At 64.3% G+C, this 16,199-nt stretch carries 15 protein-coding genes and 1 riboswitch; of the genes, 6 read left to right on the plus strand and 9 right to left on the minus strand.

The window, feature by feature from the left end; translation table 11 throughout:
* Nucleotides 1-7: 7 nt before the first annotated feature.
* The 4 genes from B2S33_RS07715 to B2S33_RS07730 all read right to left on the minus strand — a co-directional run bounded on the left by B2S33_RS07715 (nucleotide 8) and on the right by B2S33_RS07730 (nucleotide 2,784).
* A complete protein-coding gene (locus B2S33_RS07715) occupies nucleotides 8-616 on the minus strand; it encodes a YqiA/YcfP family alpha/beta fold hydrolase (protein WP_027913971.1) in 609 nt (202 codons plus the stop codon).
* A 294-nt stretch (nucleotides 617-910) separates the two neighbouring features.
* Nucleotides 911-1,711 (minus strand): 3',5'-cyclic-AMP phosphodiesterase, encoded by an 801-nt coding sequence (gene cpdA, locus B2S33_RS07720; RefSeq protein WP_027913972.1) that lies wholly within the window; start codon nucleotides 1,709-1,711, stop codon nucleotides 911-913.
* Between the two features lie 12 nt (nucleotides 1,712-1,723).
* Nucleotides 1,724-2,212, minus strand: coding sequence for a DUF1249 domain-containing protein (locus tag B2S33_RS07725; protein ID WP_219858223.1), 489 nt, complete (start codon nucleotides 2,210-2,212; stop codon nucleotides 1,724-1,726).
* Nucleotides 2,167-2,784 carry an NUDIX domain-containing protein gene (locus B2S33_RS07730; protein ID WP_023532940.1) on the minus strand — a complete coding sequence of 206 codons (618 nt, stop codon included), beginning with the start codon at nucleotides 2,782-2,784 and terminating at the stop codon, nucleotides 2,167-2,169. The genes B2S33_RS07725 and B2S33_RS07730 overlap by 46 nt, the downstream gene beginning before the upstream one ends.
* A 185-nt stretch (nucleotides 2,785-2,969) precedes the next feature.
* Between B2S33_RS07730 and B2S33_RS07735 the strand changes: the two genes are divergently transcribed.
* Entirely contained in the window at nucleotides 2,970-3,716 is a 747-nt protein-coding gene (locus tag B2S33_RS07735) for an RsiV family protein (RefSeq protein WP_028687909.1), read from the plus strand.
* On the opposite strand, the gene cytX is transcribed toward B2S33_RS07735, so the two are convergent.
* Nucleotides 3,685-4,968, minus strand: a complete 1,284-nt coding sequence (cytX, locus tag B2S33_RS07740; RefSeq protein ID WP_027913975.1) for a putative hydroxymethylpyrimidine transporter CytX — start codon at nucleotides 4,966-4,968, stop codon at nucleotides 3,685-3,687. The two genes, B2S33_RS07735 and cytX, sit on opposite strands and share 32 nt — an antisense overlap.
* Before the next feature lie 110 nt (nucleotides 4,969-5,078).
* Entirely contained in the window at nucleotides 5,079-6,959 is a 1,881-nt protein-coding gene (gene thiC, locus B2S33_RS07745; protein ID WP_028687911.1) for a phosphomethylpyrimidine synthase ThiC, read from the minus strand.
* Between the two features lie 154 nt (nucleotides 6,960-7,113).
* Nucleotides 7,114-7,220, minus strand: a riboswitch (TPP riboswitch).
* 159 nt (nucleotides 7,221-7,379) lie between these two features.
* On the opposite strand from thiC, the gene B2S33_RS07750 reads away from it, so the two are divergent.
* A complete protein-coding gene (locus tag B2S33_RS07750) occupies nucleotides 7,380-8,813 on the plus strand; it encodes a TolC family outer membrane protein (protein WP_023532888.1) in 1,434 nt (477 codons plus the stop codon).
* Nucleotides 8,814-8,911: 98 nt separating this feature from the next.
* Here B2S33_RS07750 and waaA read toward each other — a convergent pair whose 3' ends face one another.
* Together waaA and B2S33_RS07760 are read right to left on the minus strand one after the other, a co-directional pair.
* The gene (gene waaA, locus B2S33_RS07755; protein ID WP_288650122.1) at nucleotides 8,912-10,183 is read right to left on the minus strand and encodes a lipid IV(A) 3-deoxy-D-manno-octulosonic acid transferase; all 1,272 of its coding nucleotides are present in this window, start codon (nucleotides 10,181-10,183) and stop codon (nucleotides 8,912-8,914) included.
* An 11-nt stretch (nucleotides 10,184-10,194) separates the two neighbouring features.
* Complete coding sequence (locus tag B2S33_RS07760) at nucleotides 10,195-11,085, minus strand: LysR family transcriptional regulator (protein WP_027913978.1); 891 nt, start codon at nucleotides 11,083-11,085, stop codon at nucleotides 10,195-10,197.
* Between the two features lie 83 nt (nucleotides 11,086-11,168).
* On the opposite strand from B2S33_RS07760, the gene B2S33_RS07765 reads away from it, so the two are divergent.
* The 4 genes from B2S33_RS07765 to B2S33_RS07780 all read left to right on the plus strand — a co-directional run bounded on the left by B2S33_RS07765 (nucleotide 11,169) and on the right by B2S33_RS07780 (nucleotide 14,608).
* Entirely contained in the window at nucleotides 11,169-11,501 is a 333-nt protein-coding gene (locus B2S33_RS07765; protein WP_027913979.1) for a DMT family transporter, read from the plus strand.
* Between the two features lie 104 nt (nucleotides 11,502-11,605).
* Nucleotides 11,606-12,781: an NAD(P)/FAD-dependent oxidoreductase gene (locus B2S33_RS07770; protein ID WP_027913980.1), complete on the plus strand. Its 1,176-nt coding sequence runs from the start codon at nucleotides 11,606-11,608 to the stop codon at nucleotides 12,779-12,781.
* Entirely contained in the window at nucleotides 12,778-13,590 is an 813-nt protein-coding gene (locus B2S33_RS07775; RefSeq protein ID WP_027913981.1) for an aldo/keto reductase, read from the plus strand. The genes B2S33_RS07770 and B2S33_RS07775 overlap by 4 nt, the downstream gene beginning before the upstream one ends.
* A 46-nt stretch (nucleotides 13,591-13,636) precedes the next feature.
* Nucleotides 13,637-14,608, plus strand: a complete 972-nt coding sequence (locus tag B2S33_RS07780) for a metal ABC transporter ATPase (RefSeq protein WP_140174815.1) — start codon at nucleotides 13,637-13,639, stop codon at nucleotides 14,606-14,608.
* A gap of 69 nt (nucleotides 14,609-14,677) precedes the next feature.
* Here B2S33_RS07780 and hldE read toward each other — a convergent pair whose 3' ends face one another.
* A complete protein-coding gene (hldE, locus tag B2S33_RS07785) occupies nucleotides 14,678-16,099 on the minus strand; it encodes a bifunctional D-glycero-beta-D-manno-heptose-7-phosphate kinase/D-glycero-beta-D-manno-heptose 1-phosphate adenylyltransferase HldE (protein WP_027913983.1) in 1,422 nt (473 codons plus the stop codon).
* Nucleotides 16,100-16,199: the final 100 nt, after the last annotated feature.

The following is a 16,199-nucleotide window of genomic DNA, read 5'->3' on the forward strand; positions in this document are numbered from 1 at the left end:
AAAAAAATCAAAATACAGAAAAATCGAGTGCAGCGTACTGCGTCGGGGCAACACCGGCGAAGGCCAGCAGGGCCGGCAGGCGCTCGGCGAAGCCTTGAAAACTGTGGTCCCCACCGGCCTGGATACGCAGCGCGCAGTGGCGGTAGTACCGCTCGGCATGGCGATAGTCCAGGGTTTCGTCACCGGTCTGCAACCATACCTGGTAGCGGCTTGGGTCCGCAGGAGGCGGGACCTCCAGCTCGGCCAGCGCCTGGACGTGGTCGAGGGTCAACTCCCACGCCTGGCCTGTGTGATGGTTGTGCTGGGTACCCAGATAGCCGTCGAACGAGCGGTGCGGCCCTACGGCGGGATTGATCAGCAAGGCCTTGAGGCCATGGCGTTCGGCCAGGTAGGTGGCATAGTAGCCGCCCAGTGAGCTGCCCACCAGCAACGGCGCGTCCAGTTCGGCGATGCAGCCTTCAAGCTGCTCGATGGCCTGGCGGGGGTGGTGATGCAGCGCTGGCAGGCGCAGCCGGTCGATCAGCCCGAGGTGCTGCATGACGGCCTGAAGCTGCCTGGCCTTGGCTGACAACGGCGAACTGTTGAAGCCGTGTATATAAAGGATGGAACCCGACATGCTGCTCCCCGAAAGCTGTAGCGTTGCGCCTGTAGGCAGGCGCAGGGACGCGCAGTGTATCGCGTTCGCAAGGTTTTGGCGCCGCGCCGGTTTTTCTGAAACACATTCCCCGACGGGCAGGGTGAAGAGTCACTGAGAGGATTCGCAGCTTTGGTGTAAGCGGCGGGATGGGCGTCTGACCGGCATCTACACGGCAATGCGCTGGCTTGCTGATACGGCACCAGACAGTTGGGCCCACAAGCCCAAGAGCCCGTCAGCTCAGGCACCACACGGTCAATGGAGCGGCCTCGCGGTTCAATACCCGGGGCTATCGAAATCGAGCCTGACCTCGAAATCCAGCGCCCGCTCCACCCCCGTGTCCACCGTCCCATCAGCATGCAGGCGGATCCAGCGGTAGCCAGGATGCTGCTGACTCACCTCGAAATCCTCACTGCCTGGCGCGAACTGAATGCAGGTCGAAGGCGTGGCCAGCAGCCGCAGGTCGCCGCGCCATTGATCCCATTCCTGATGCACGTGCCCCCACAACAGCGCGCGCACCTGGGGATGACGATCGAGCACGGCGAACAGCGCATCGGCGTTGCGCAGGCCGATGGGGGCGATCCATGCGCAGCCGATGTCGACCGGTTGATGGTGCAGGCACACCAGGCAATGGCGCTCCCCTGCCGTGCGTAAGGCCGCCTCCAGCACACTGAGCTGGGCGTCCTGCAGCCAACCATGGGCCGCCCCTGGCACTGCCGTGTCGAGCATGACGATGCGCCAGACCCCGATGTCGGTAACCGGCTGCACCAACTCGGGCGCCACCTGCGCCATCACCTGCGCTTCGTCATGGTTGCCCGGTAGCCAGCGCGCCGGCGCGGCAAAGCCTGCGGTCAATTGCTCAAAGGCTGCGTAGGACGCAACGCTGGCGTCCTGGGACAGGTCCCCCGTGCACACCAGCAGGTGCGTGTCGTGCTGCTCGCGCAACGCCTGCTGCACCACATGGCGCAGGCTGTCGCGGGTATTGAGGCCCAGCATGCTGCCCTCGGGGCTGGCGAACAGATGGGCGTCGGTCAGGTGCACCACGTTAACGGTGCCGGCAGGGTTCGAGTGCGGCAAGGCCGTCTCCTTTCAGCGAGCGCTTACCAGTTCATGGCCGCAGGCCAGGCAGTGGGAAAGCCATTCACCCAGGAACAGGTTCAGCTGGGCTTTCTCGTCCGGCTGATGCATGGCGGCGTTGGGGTAAGGATAGATGCTACGCAAGCGCCGGGCGTGCTCAGCACTCACCACTTCGGCCATGCGGGCATCGTGGTACACCTGCACCTCCATGACCGGGACCGGCAGCCAGGGCAGACTGTGCTCCTGGCGTATGCGCAGCGTGGTGGTATAGGGGCAGGCCAGGACCACGTCGAGCACCAGCACGCCCAGCATCTGGTCGCCCTGGGTCATGCCGATGCTGCGCGAACTCTGGGTGGTGCGCATGTCCGGGAGCAGGCGCATCAGCCGGGCATAGTTGGCCTCGCAGGCGGCCTGCAACCCGGCCAGGTCGACCCGGTAGCGCTCGCGCAACAGGTTCACTTCCACATACCTCGAACTTCGTCGCGGTTCAGGGCAAGCCATTGCAAGCCGATGATGGTCGCGGCATTGCAGATGCGCCCGTCGCGTACCGCCTGCAAGGCATCCTCGAACGACCACACGCGCACCCGGATGTCCTCGCCTTCGGACTCCAGCCCGTGCAGGCCGCCGGCACCCTCGGCGCTGCAGCGGCCCAGGAACAGGTGGACGTATTCGTCACTGCCGCCTGGCGAAGGAAAATAGCGCGTCATCGGCCACAGCGCGCTGAAGGTCAGGCCGGCCTCTTCCTCGGCCTCGCGGTGCGCCACCTCTTCAGGTTGCTCGTCCTTGTCGATCAGCCCGGCGACCATCTCGATCAACCAAGGGTTGGCGACCTTGTCCAGGGCACCCACACGAAACTGCTCGATCAGGACCACTTCATCGCGCTGCGGGTCGTACGGCAGAACGCACACCGCGTCATGGCGCACGAACAGCTCACGGCTGATTTCCCGACCCATTCCACCGGCGAACAGCTCATGGCGAAGGTGGAGCTTGTCGAGCCTGTAAAAGCCCTGGAAGCACTTGTCCCGCTTGACGATCTCGACCGCCTGGGGCACTGAATTCAACGTATCCGACATGAAAATCCTCGTTGCACCGCTGCTGCATCGCGCCATCCTACTCTGCACGCTGGCACGTTTCACCCCCCGGCGACAACCGTTGGCGTACATGGCACAGCAGGCCCGGTCTCTGTTAGCTTAGTGGCGAACTGAAGGCCATGCCGACGGTCAAAGGCCGACTTTTCCCTGTTCTTGCAAGGATCATCATGACACTTGTCAAACTGACATCCATCGCTGTGCTGGCCTTGGCGCTGGGCGCATGCCAGAGCCTGTTCGCCCCCAACTACCGAGCGCCGCTCGAGGTCAAGCGCGAAGCCTGGGAACACGTCAAGCCAGGCTGCAGCGAGCGTGATTGCCCGTTGGTGAATATTGACACCGTGCATTTCCCGGCGTTGCCCAAGCTCGACGGCATTGTCGAAAAGCGTCTGCTGCAACTGACCGAGGACAACCAGCACGGGGCGGCACCGACAACGCTGCAAGCCTACGAACAGCACTACCTGGCCAGCGCCGAGAAGCGCAACAGCAGCTACCTGCAGGCCAAAGTACGCGAACAGCATGACGGGCTGGTGATCATCGAGCTGTCCAGCTACCTGGATACCGGTGGTGCCCATGGCATGCCAGGTCGTGCGTTCATCAACTATTCACGCAAGCTGGACAAGGTCCTGACCCTGCAGGACATGCTGGTCCCCGGCCAGGAAGAAACGTTCTGGAAGACGGTGGAGGAATCACACCGGGCCTGGCTGATGAGTGTCGGCATGGACAAGGATGCCGAGTTCATCAAAACCTGGCCATTCAAGCGCTCGCCGCATATCGCCCTGACCTACGGCGCGGTGGTGGTGAAGTACGAGGTGTACGCCATCGCGCCGTATTCCATGGGCCATGTGGAGCTGAAAATTCCCTACCCACGCCTCAATGGCGTGATCAAGCCCGAACTGTTCCCCGGCCGCGGCTGAAGTTCAATACGCCATACAACACCCCTGCCAGCACCAGCGCCGGCAGGGTCGCGCCCAGGTCCGGCGCCTGGGCGGCGATGATGTGATACGCCGCCACGCCTGCCGCCCATGCCAGCAATGCCGGCCAGTGCAGCGCCCCCACATGGGCTGGAATGCTGCGACGGCGAACCCAGTAATGGTCCGTCAGCACCACACCGAACAGTGGGGCGAACACCGAGCCGATCAGTAGCAGGAAGTTTTCGTACTGGGCAAGCGGTGCCAACAGGGCGATCAGGGTGCACAGCACGCCGATGGCCAGGGCCAGGTGTTCAACCTTCACGCGTGCCAGCACGCCGGCGGAGACCGCCGCCGAATGAATGTCGGCGAAGGCTTTTTCCGATTCGTCGAGCAGAATCAGTAGCAACGGAATACCCATGCCCGCCCCGGCGAGCGCCAGCAGCAGGGCATTGACTTCGCCTTGCGCCGCGAAGGCCAGGGTATAGGCCACCCCCAGGCTCATCAACCAGGTGTTGCCGATGAAATACCCCACCACCGTGCTGCCGAACACCTGCCTGCCGTCGCGGGCAAAACGCGAATAGTCGGCAATCAGCGGCAGCCAGGACAGGGGCATGGCGATGACGATGTCAAAGCCCACGGCCAGCGACATCGACCCATCCCCGCCGCGCTGCCACAACATCGCCAGGTCGGCCTTGGCGAACAGGTTCCAGGTCAGCCAGACGCAGGCGCCCAGCAGCAGCCAGATGCCCCAGGCCCGCAGGATCTTGCGCACGAAAGCCAACGGTCCACTGACCGCCAGCACGGTGGCCAGCGCGCCAAAACACAGCGTCCATAGCACCGGGCTGTTCCAGATGCTGCCCTCACCGAAGGCTCGCGCACCCAACAGGCTGGCGGCATCGCGCATCACGATGATCTCGAAGGCGCCCCAGCCTATCAGCTGCAATACGTTGAGCAGCGCTGGCAAGCGCGCACCCTGCGCCCCCAGGCTGAGCTTGAGCGTACCCATGGCGGACAAACCGGTGTCGCTGCCGATCACACCGGCAGCACCCAGCAACAGCACACCGACCCCGGTGCCCAGGACGATGGCCAGGATGGCCCCGGACAGGCCAAGGCCCGGCGCCAGCATGGCACCGACTTGCAGCACCATCAGGCCAATGCCTAGGGAAAACCACAGTGAAAACAGGTCGCGACCACCGAATACGCGCTGGCCGTTGGGAATGGGATGATCAGGGGAAAATTGACTGGACGTGGTCATGCTTGCTCGCACTCGGCAATGTGATTGTTGGGGTGGGCGCAAGGCAGGCCGCTAACCAGGTCCCTGCTTTGCGGCCTGAGTGGCGCCCACCTTGGCCCAAAGGCTGGGCCTCAGACCTTGTGGTACAGCTGGCTGCCGGCCTGGCGGAAGCGCTCGGCCTGCTCGCGCATGCCCTGCTCCACCGAGACGTCCACGGTTTCGATCCGGGCAGCGTATTCACGCACCTCCTGGGTGATCTTCATGGAGCAGAACTTCGGCCCGCACATGGAGCAGAAATGCGCCACCTTGGCCGACTCCTTGGGCAAGGTCTCATCATGGAAGGCACGCGCCGTGTCGGGGTCCAGCCCCAGGTTGAACTGGTCTTCCCAGCGAAACTCGAAGCGCGCCTTCGACAGCGCGTTGTCGCGAATCTGGGCCCCTGGGTGACCTTTGGCCAGGTCGGCTGCATGGGCCGCAATCTTGTAGGTGATGATGCCGGTCTTGACGTCGTCCTTGTCGGGCAGCCCCAGGTGTTCCTTGGGCGTGACATAGCAGAGCATGGCGCAGCCGAACCAGCCGATCATGGCCGCTCCGATGCCGGAAGTGATGTGGTCGTAGCCAGGGGCGATGTCGGTGGTCAGCGGGCCCAAGGTGTAGAACGGCGCTTCGTCACAGCATTCGAGCTGCTTGTCCATGTTCTCCTTGATCAACTGCATCGGCACATGGCCGGGGCCTTCGATCATGCACTGCACATCGTGCTTCCAGGCAATCTTGGTCAGCTCGCCCAGGGTTTCCAGCTCGCCAAACTGCGCCGCGTCGTTGGCATCGGCGATCGAGCCCGGTCGCAGGCCATCGCCCAGCGAGAAGCTGACGTCGTAGGCCTTCATGATTTCGCAGATTTCATCGAAGTGGGTGTACAGGAAGTTCTCCTGGTGATGCGCCAGGCACCACTTGGCCATGATCGAACCACCCCGGCTGACGATGCCGGTGACGCGCTTGGCGGTCAGCGGTACATAGCGCAGCAACACCCCGGCATGGATGGTGAAATAATCCACGCCCTGCTCAGCCTGTTCGATCAGCGTGTCGCGAAACAGCTCCCAGGTCAGGTCCTCGGCCACGCCACCGACCTTTTCCAGTGCCTGGTAGATGGGCACGGTGCCGATGGGCACGGGGGAGTTGCGAATGATCCATTCGCGGGTTTCATGGATGTGCTTGCCGGTGGACAAGTCCATGACGGTGTCCGAACCCCACCGAATGCCCCAAGTGAGCTTGGCCACCTCTTCTTCGATGGACGAACCCAGCGCACTGTTGCCGATGTTGCCGTTGATCTTCACCAGGAAGTTGCGGCCGATGATCATCGGCTCCAGCTCGGTGTGGTTGATGTTGGCCGGAATGATGGCGCGGCCACGGGCCACTTCCTCGCGCACGAACTCGGGGGTGATTTCCTTGGGAATGCTGGCGCCGAAGCTGTGACCGGCATGCTGCGTATCGAGCAGGCCTGCCGCCCGGGCCTCCTGCAGCTTCATGTTCTCGCGGATGGCCACGTATTCCATCTCGGCGGTGATGATGCCCTGGCGGGCGTAGTGCATCTGCGACACATTGGCGCCTGGCTTGGCACGACGCGGGTTGCGCACATGGGCGAAGCGCAGCTTGGCCAGCTCGGCGTCGTTCAGGCGCTGCTGGCCGAAGTGGGAGCTCAGGCCGCTCAGGCGCTCGGTGTCACCGCGTGCATCGATCCAGGCCGAACGCACGTCGGCCAGGCCCTTGCGCACGTCGATCAACACCTCTGGGTCGGTGTAGGGGCCGGAAGTGTCGTAGACCAGCACGGGCGCATTACGCTCGCCCCCGAAATCGGTGGGCGTGTCGGCCAGGCTGATCGCGCGCATCGGTACGCGAATATCCGGGCGCGAGCCCTGGACATAGACCTTGCGCGAGCGCGGAAACGGCTGCACGGACTGCTGATCGACTTGCGCCGATTCGCTAAGGTTCATCGCTTTTTCTTGTTGGGTCATCACAGGCTCTCCAGACGGCTTCCTAGCAGTGGAATGTCGGGGTGAACCTGAAGGACGCGGACGCACTCCTAGACGTGTGCGGTGCCAAAGACGGGGTGTCATGGGCTGCAAACAGCCGATGCTTTCCCGGACCTGGCACAAGAGGCTCCCCGGGAAGGCGAGCAATCTTGTTCCCTACGCAGGCGCTAACCTGATCAGGTTCAACGGGATCCGCACCTATGCGATCTCAGCCTTTGCTTCAAGGCACCCCGACAAGAACATGCGCAGTCTAGACTGGAGTTGCCGGCAAAGCCAAGCGAGCAATCCCGGGAATGATCAACGGCATCAGGGTGATTGTTGCCCGGAGCGCGTGGCACTACACTGCGTCATCAAGCAAAACTCAACAGTTCAGTAATTACATTTCGTACAAGGATTGCCCCTATGCTGCGCAAACTCTCACTGGCCCTGGCCGTGTCTTGTGCGTCCCATACGATGGCCTGGGCGGCGGACGTACCGGCAACGGTGAAGACCGATCTGGTGAGCGTTTACCAGGAAGCGGTAGAGAACAACGCCGACCTGGCAGCCGCCCGCGCCGACTACGGCGCGCGCCGCGAAATCGTGCCCCAGGCCCGTGCCGGCTTGCTGCCCAACCTGTCGGCCGGTGCCGAGATGCAAAGCACCCGCACCAAGCTCGACGAGCCGTCGATCACATCCAACCGCAGCGGCAATGCCTGGAGCGCGACCCTGGCCCAGCCCATCTTCCGCGCTGACCGCTGGTTCCAGTTGCAAGCTGCCGAGGCCGTCAACGAACAGGCCGCGCTGGAGCTGTCCGCCACCGAGCAGAACCTGATCCTGCAGACTGCGCAAAGCTACTTTGCGGTGCTGCGTGCGCAGGACAACCTGGCGGCCAGCAAGGCCGAGGAAGCGGCCCTCAAGCGTCAGCTCGACCAGTCCAACGAACGTTTCGACGTGGGGCTTTCGGACAAGACCGACGTGCTGCAGTCCCAGGCCAGCTATGACACGGCCCGCGCCAACCGCATCATCGCCGACCGTCAGGTGCAGGATGCTTTCCAGGCGTTGGTCACCCTGACCAATCGGGAGTACACCGCTATCCAGGGTGTGGTCCACAGCCTGCCGGTGCAGGTGCCCGTGCCCAACGACGCCAAGGCCTGGGTCGAAACCGCCGGCCGGCAGAACCTCAACCTGTTGGCGACCAACTACGCGGTGTCTGCGGCGGAAGAAACGTTGCGTCAGCGCAAGGCCGGTCACGCCCCGACCGTCGATGCCGTGGCCAAATACCAGAAGGGTGACAACGACAACCTGGGCTTCAGCAACCCATCGCCGCTGGGTGTTCGCTATGGGGGCGACGTGGAGCAGACCACCGTTGGCCTGCAGTTGAACATTCCCATCTACAGCGGCGGGCTGACCAGTTCACAGGTACGCGAAGCCTACCAGCGCCTCAGCCAGAGCGAACAGCAGCGCGAAAGCCTGCGCCGTCAGGTGGTGGAGAACACCCGCAACCTGCACCGTGCGGTGAACACCGACGTCGAACAGGTACAGGCGCGCAAGCAGTCGATCATCTCCAACCAGAGCGCGCTCGAGGCTACCGAAATCGGCTACCAGGTGGGCACCCGCAACATCGTCGATGTGCTCGACGCCCAGCGCCAGCTGTACACCTCTGTGCGCGACTATAACAACAGCCGGTACGCCTACATCCTCGACAACCTGAGCCTGAAACAGGCGGCCGGCACGCTGAGCCCGCAAGACTTGCAGGACCTCAAGCGCTACCTGAAACCCGACTACAACCCGGACAAGGATTTCCTGCCACCGGACCTGGCGGCAGCGGCGGCGAAGAATTTCGAGCGTAAGCCCTGAGGACGGGCAGCCTCATCTGGGGGAGCCGGCTTGCCGGCGATGGGCCGCAAAGCGGCCCTGATCACGCCAACCGCAACCATCGCCCCGACAGTGAGCGCTCAGGGCATCAGCCTTCCCAACCCCTTCAGCAAGCGCTGCAGCGCCCCTTGGTTGGCCCTCATCACCGCCCTACCCGCCTCACCCATGCGCCGGGCATCTTGCGGTAATTCGACCAGCCGTTGCACGGCACCGGCCAACCCCTGAGCGTCATCGACCTGCTGCAACGCACCCGCCTCGCGCAGCATGGCGCTGATTTCGAGGAAGTTGAACACGTGCGGCCCCATGAGCACCGGTAGCGCCAGGGCTGCCGGTTCCAACGGGTTGTGCCCGCCGGTCGGCACCAGGCTGCCACCGACGAACGCCATGTCGGCCAGGGCATACAAGAACAGCAATTCACCCATGGTGTCGCCCAGCAGCACCTGGGTCTGGGCAAGCACCGGTAGCCCGGTAGAGCGACGCACCGTGGCAAACTGCTGACTGCAGATGGCATGAACCGCGTCAAAGCGCTCCGGATGCCGGGGCACCAGGATCAGCAACGCATCCCCATGCACCTGCAGCAACTGCTGGTGTGCCTGGAGGATCAGGGCATCTTCGCCGTCGTGTGTGCTGGCGGCAATCCACACCGGGCGCGAAGTGGCGGCCCATTGCTGGCGCAAAGCCTGGGCGCGCGGCACCAGCTGCTCATCGATCTTCTGGTCGAACTTGATCGAGCCGGTGACCTGCACGCAGGCAGCACGCGCGCCGAGTGCCAGAAAGCGCTGGGCCTCCACCTCGGTCTGCGCGGCAATCAGGCTCATTTCGGCCAGCATGGGCCGGGTCAGCCTGGCAAACCGCCCGTAGCCACGGGCCGAGCGTTCGGACAGGCGCGCATTGGCCAGCGCCACGGGAATACCGCGCCTGGCGCATTGATGGATGTGATTGGGCCAGAGTTCGGTTTCCATGATCACGCCCAGCCTTGGCTGCACATGGTCGAGAAAGCGCCCCGCCGCCCACGGCAGGTCGTATGGCAAGTAGCAATGCTGGACCCGCGGCTCATCGGCGAACAGGGCGCCAATGCGCTCCGAACCGGTGGGCGTCATGCACGTCAGTGTGATCGGCAGCTCAGGGTAGGCCTTGAGCAGTGCGCGCACCATGGGGGCAGCTGCGATGCTTTCGCCTACGGAAACCGCATGGACCCATATGCCGCCCTTGCGCATCGTCGGCAGCTTGATGGCAAAGCGCTCGCCGATACGGCGCCCGTAGGCCGGCGCCTTGCGCGCGCGTAGGTACAGGCGAAGTGCAAGCAGTGGCAGGGCAAGGTGAAACAGCAAGGTGTAGAGAGTTCTGTTCATGGCGACGCAGTTTACCCGATCGCACGCAAATGCACCGCAAAGCGCTCGGCCAGCCACTGCGCCGCAGGCCCCAGCGGCTCGTCCCGACGCCAGGCCAGCTCCACCACCAGCGCCGGTGGCCGCCAGTCGCTGGCCAGCTCCACCATATGCGCCTGATAGGTGGGGTACTGCACCACATGCCGCGGCAGCCAGGCCCAGCCCAGCCCGCGCATCAGCAGTTCGGCCATGGCATAGAAGCTGTCGGCCCGCCACACCTGTGGGCTGATCGCCTCACCCCCCGGGTAACCGCTCTGCTGGGGGGTGATCAGCAGCTGGCGATGGCGTGCCAGTTGCTGTCGGTCCGCCCGGCCGGCCTGCGCCAAGGGGTGGCCGACGGCGCAGACCGTGACCATTTCCACGCTACCCAAGGCCCGCCGTTCCAGCGACGCCGGTACGCGCTCATGGTGAAAGAACAACCCCAGGTCGGCACGCCGCTCCACCAGCTTGCGTGCAACGTCGCCCTGCGCGCCGCTGGCCAGTTGAACTTCCAGAAAGGGGTAACGGGTTGCCAACTCATCCAGGCTGTCGATGACAGGCTGATACGGCATCGCCTCATCCTGCGCCACCCGCAGCAGTGCTTCCTGGCCACGCATCAACGCCAAGGCCCGCCCATCCAGACGCTCGCACTGGCGCAGCAGCTCGCGGGCATCGGCAAGCAGCGCTTCGCCGTTTGCGGTGAGCTTCGGCTGGCGCCCACTGCTGCGTTCGAACAGGGTAACCCCAAGGTCCGTTTCGAGCAGGGCGATGGCGTTGCTGACCGCTGATTGAGCCTTGTGCTGTTCGCGCGCAACGGCAGAAAACGAACGCAGCTCAGCCACGCGCATGAACGTGCGCAACTGATCCAGACTCCATTGCTCGGCCATTCACCTATCTCCTTACCAGATAGGTAATGACTTTACCGCATTCGAGTACGGCCTAGAATGCGCCCATCCAATGGAGAACCGTCATGAATGCCTACACCTACCTCGCGATTGCCATCTGCGCCGAAGTCGTCGCCACCGCCTCCATGAAGGCTGTCAAAGGCCTTAGCACCCCATTGCCTCTGCTGCTGATGGTGGCGGGCTACGCCATCGCGTTCTGGATGCTGACGCTGGTGGTGCGCAGCATCCCGGTGGGCATCGCCTACGCGATCTGGTCGGGGCTGGGTATCGTGCTGATCAGCGTGGCGGCACTGGTGCTCTATGGGCAGAAACTGGACATCCCGGCGATGCTCGGCATGGCGATGATCGTTGGCGGCGTGGTGGTGATTCAGCTGTTCTCCAAGACCACGGGGCACTGAGCCGGGCCGTGGCAGCAGCGTCAGGAGGCGTGGCGCACGCCAGCCCGTGCATCCGACCCTGAGCCTGTATACTTGCCAGCTGTCCCAGTTTTCGAGGTATCGCCATGCCATCTGCCATTTCCACTGACGTGCTGATCGTCGGCGCCGGGGTCGCAGGCCTCTGGCTCAATGCCCGCTTGCGCCGCCTGGGTTATTCGACAGTGCTGGTGGAGCGCGCCACGGTAGGCGGCGCACAGACGCTCAAGTCCCAGGGCATCATCCATGGCGGCACCAAGTACGCGCTGCATGGGGCGCTGACCGGCGCCTCGGAGGCGATTGCCGACATGCCGCGCCGCTGGCGCGAAGCCTTGGCGGGCAACGGCGAACTGGACCTGCGCCATACGCGCCTGCTGTCCGATGCGCACTACCTGTGGTCTCCAGGCACCCTGGCCGGCAATCTCACCAGCTTCTTCGCCAGCAAGGCGGTGCGCGGCCGGGTGGATCAGGTCAAAGGCGACCAATTGCCTGCGGCGTTACAGGACCGTGCCTTCAAGGGCAAGGTCTATCGGTTGGCCGAACTGGTGATCGACGTGCCCAGCCTGCTGACCAACCTGGCCGAACTGGCCGGTGACAGCCTCCTGGCGGGCGAACGCATCGAGCCGCTGCGCGACGAGGGCGAGCTGGTGGGCCTGCGTGTGGACGGGCGTGACATCCGCGCCCAGCGCATCGTGCTCAGCGCGGGCGCCGGCATCGCGGACCTGTTGCAGGCACTGGGGCTCGAGCAGCCCGCCATGCAAACCCGCCCCCTGCACATGGTGATGGTCAAGGGAGCCAACCTCAAGCCACTTTATGCCCATTGCCTGGGCGCAGGCCCCAAGCCGCGGATGACGGTCACCACCCACCCGGCCGCCGACGGACAGTGGGTGTGGTACCTGGGCGGCGAACTGGCCGAAGCCGATGGCGTGGCCCGCGAGCCGGCCGCGCAGATCGCCGCCGCGCAGAAAGAAGTGGCCAGCCTGCTGCCCTGGGTGGATCAAAGCCAGTTGCACTGGGCCACGTTGCGAGTGGACCGTGCCGAGCCTGCCCAGTCCGGCTTGGTGCGCCCGGACAATGCGTTTCTTGCCGAACAGCAACGGCTGCTGGTGGGCTGGCCTACCAAGCTGGCCCTGGCACCTGACTTCAGCGACCGGGTTATCCGCCAGTTGCAACGCGACGCCGTGCAACCTCAGGCCCAGGCCGACCTGACCGACTTGCCGCGCCCGCCGCTGGGCCAGCCTGCATGGGAGACCCTCCTGCCATGAGCTTGCCAACTCTCCACGGTTTGCACCGCCCCCTGGGCAGCACGGGCTTGCAGGTTTCGCCCCTGGGGCTGGGCACGGTCAAGCTTGGCCGGGACCAGGGCGTGAAATACCCTTCAGGCTTCACCATCCCCGGCGACGATGAAGCCAGGCTGCTGCTTGGCCAGGCCCGCGACCTGGGCATCAACCTGCTAGATACCGCTCCGGCCTATGGCCGCAGTGAAGAGCGCCTTGGCCCGCTGCTGCGGGGTCAGCGCGATGCCTGGGTGCTGGTGAGCAAGGTGGGCGAGGAATACGACGCCGGTCAATCGCGTTTCGATTTCAGCGCGGCCCACACGCGCCGATCGGTGGAGCGCAGCCTGCGCCGGCTGGAAACCGACCGCATCGACCTGGTGCTGGTGCACTCCGACGGTAATGACCTGGCCATCCTCGAGCAGCAGGCGGTGTATGAGACCTTGGCCACGCTCAAGCGTGAAGGCAAGATCCTGGGCTTCGGGTTTTCAGGCAAGACTGTAGCCGGAGGCTTGAAGGCCTTGGAGCAAGGCGACTGCGCCATGGTCACCTTCAACCTGAACGAACAGGCAGAGCGCCCGGTACTCGACTACGCTGCGCAGCACGGCAAGGCCATCCTGGTCAAAAAGGCCCTGGCCAGCGGCCATGCCTGCCTGGCACCCGGCGTCGACCCGGTCCGTGCCAGCTTCGAGCTGCTCTTCGCCCACCCTGGCGTCAGCAGTGCTATCGTGGGCACCATCAACCCGTTGCACCTGGCCCATAACGTGGCCACCGTCGCCCGAATCCTGGGCCAGCATTGAGTCTGCCTGGCCACGCGCCGGGCGAGCCGTCGCAAGGAGGAGCAACGTGGCGCGAACGCTGATACGCAAGAACCCGAGCAACTTCAAGACGCTGCCGCTGCATGTCGAGGCCACGGCCGAAAGCCTTCTCTACCAGGGCACTGGCATGCCCCTCAATTTCGCCCAGACCCAACAACGTCGCAAACCGGTGGCGGTGGCAGATCCCCAGCGGTTCGTGGTCGAACTTGCCAACTTGGGTGTGTCGGTGCGCCTGACGCTGACCTGGCAGAACCGCGACTACTGGGTGCTGGTGCGTCAACGGCGCCAAGACCGCGGCGACGTGGTGCTAAAGCTGATCTCAGGTTACGTGCCCGCTCAGGAACTGAACCTGCCATTGCACACCGCCGTGCAGGAAGTAGCCGAGGAATGCCTGCTGGAAACCACAGAGGGCTGGCTGGGCGGCCGCTTCAACGACACCTGGCTACCTGTGCCCTATGCGGCAGCCTTGCACTACCGAGAAACGCCGCATTTTCAACTGACCCCTCAGTCCGGTGCCGCCCGCCCGGTCCACTGCGGCAACCTGGTCCTGCTGGAGCGGCCCCGTGCCTACGTGCACCTGCCGACCGCTTCGCTGCAACTGATCTACGACATGCGCCTGCAAGTGCCCAGGGAGGCCAAGAAGCTCAGCCTGTTCCATGTGGATGAACGCCTTGAGGGCGACCAGTTGGTGGCGCGGCTGAACCGCAAGCGCCCGGACCTGTACCTGATGCCGCTACAGGACGGCCAACCCCTGGCCGAGCTGTATACCCTGAAGAAAGACGAACTGGTGCCGGCCAGCACACGGGGGTTGTACCTGGCCGAAAGCTTCGCCCGGCAGGAGGGCTGGGTGGTCAACGAGGAACGGATACGCTGGAAGGATTGGGTGCGTCAACAAGGCCTGGTGGAACCCAAGCCTGCCCGAGCCTCCCACCTGCAACGGTTCGGTGCCAAGGCCCGAGCGCTGCTCAAGCGGGCGCGTACCTCGCTGCACAAGCCCTGAGCGAAGCGGGCATGCAGCGCGCCGCCGCTGGCGCCGCCGCAACAAGGGCTGCCGCGCAGCCCTGCCCTGTCAGTGCTTGCGGATCTTCTCGACGATGGCAGTGGTAGAGCTGTTTTCGACCAGCCCCAGCACTTTCACGGTGCCGCCATAGGCGTTGACGATGTCGGCGCCAACCACTTGGTCGATGCCGTAGTCGCCGCCTTTGACCAGCACATCCGGCTTGACCTGGCTCAGCAGGTTTTCTGGGGTGCCTTCGGAGAAACTGATCACCCAGTCCACTGCGCCCAAGCCTGCCAACACGGCCATGCGGCGATCGACGCTGTTGATCGGCCGGCCCGGGCCCTTCAGCCGGCTGACCGATGCATCGTCGTTGACCGCCACGATCAGGCGATCGCCTTGAGCGCGCGCCTGCTCCAGGTAGGTCACGTGGCCCGCATGCAGAATGTCGAAGCAGCCATTGGTGAACACGATACGCTCGTTGTGTGCCCTGGCATCGTCGATCGCTACCAGCAATTGCTCAAGGCCCAGCACCCCGCGCTCGGACCCTTCTTCGCGCTGGATGGCGCGGCGCAGTTCCGGCGCGCTGATCGCCGCAGTACCAAGCTTGCCGACGACAATACCCGCCGCCAGGTTGGCCAGGGCCACTGCCTGGGGCAGCTCTTCACCGGCGGCAATGGCGGCGGCAAGGGTGGAGATCACCGTATCGCCTGCGCCGGTCACATCGAACACTTCACGTGCACGGGCTGGCAGGTGCAGGGGCGGATGACCATTGCGCAGCAAGGTCATGCCGTGCTCGCCACGGGTCACCAGCAAGGCGCCCATGTCCAGCTCCTGGAGCAGCTGCAAACCTTTGGCAACCAGCTCCGCCTCGTCGGTACAACGCCCAACGATGTTCTCGAACTCGCTGAGGTTGGGGGTAATCAGGCTGGCCCCGCGATAGACGGAGAAATCCTTGCCCTTGGGGTCGGCCAGCACCGGGATGCCTTTGGCCCGTGCGGCCTGGATCAGCGCCTGGTGGTTTTTCAGCGCGCCCTTGCCGTAGTCCGACAGCACCAGGACCTTGACGCCTTCGAGCAAACCGTCGACTTCTGCGCTGAGCGACACCGGGTCGGTGGCGAAGGATTCTTCGAAATCGATGCGCAGCAGCTGCTGGTGCCGGCTCATGACCCGCAGCTTGACGATGGTCGGCTGATGCGCAATGCGCTGGAAGACCGAACGCACGCCTGCCGCCTGCAGGCTGTTGGAAAGGCTGTCGGCAGCTTCGTCCTGCCCGGTGACGCCCACCAGGGACGCCGGCGCGCCCAGTGCGGCGATGTTCAAGGCCACGTTGGCCGCACCGCCTGGGCGATCCTCGATCTGATCGACCTTGACCACCGGCACTGGCGCTTCCGGCGAAATACGCGACGTACCGCCATGCCAGTAGCGGTCGAGCATGACATCGCCGACCACCAGTACCGGGGCTTGATCGAAACGCGGCATGGACAACTTCATGGGCAACCCATATGACAATAGTGAACAGGGACGGGATATTAGCACAGCGCGGCTGGCGGCTTTAGGGCCAGTTCGCGCTGAGGAATACCCCGAAACAGAA

The sequence above is a fragment of the Pseudomonas sp. UBA5568 genome, from assembly GCF_002425525.1.
GTDB classification, from domain to species: domain Bacteria; phylum Pseudomonadota; class Gammaproteobacteria; order Pseudomonadales; family Pseudomonadaceae; genus Aquipseudomonas; species Aquipseudomonas fulva.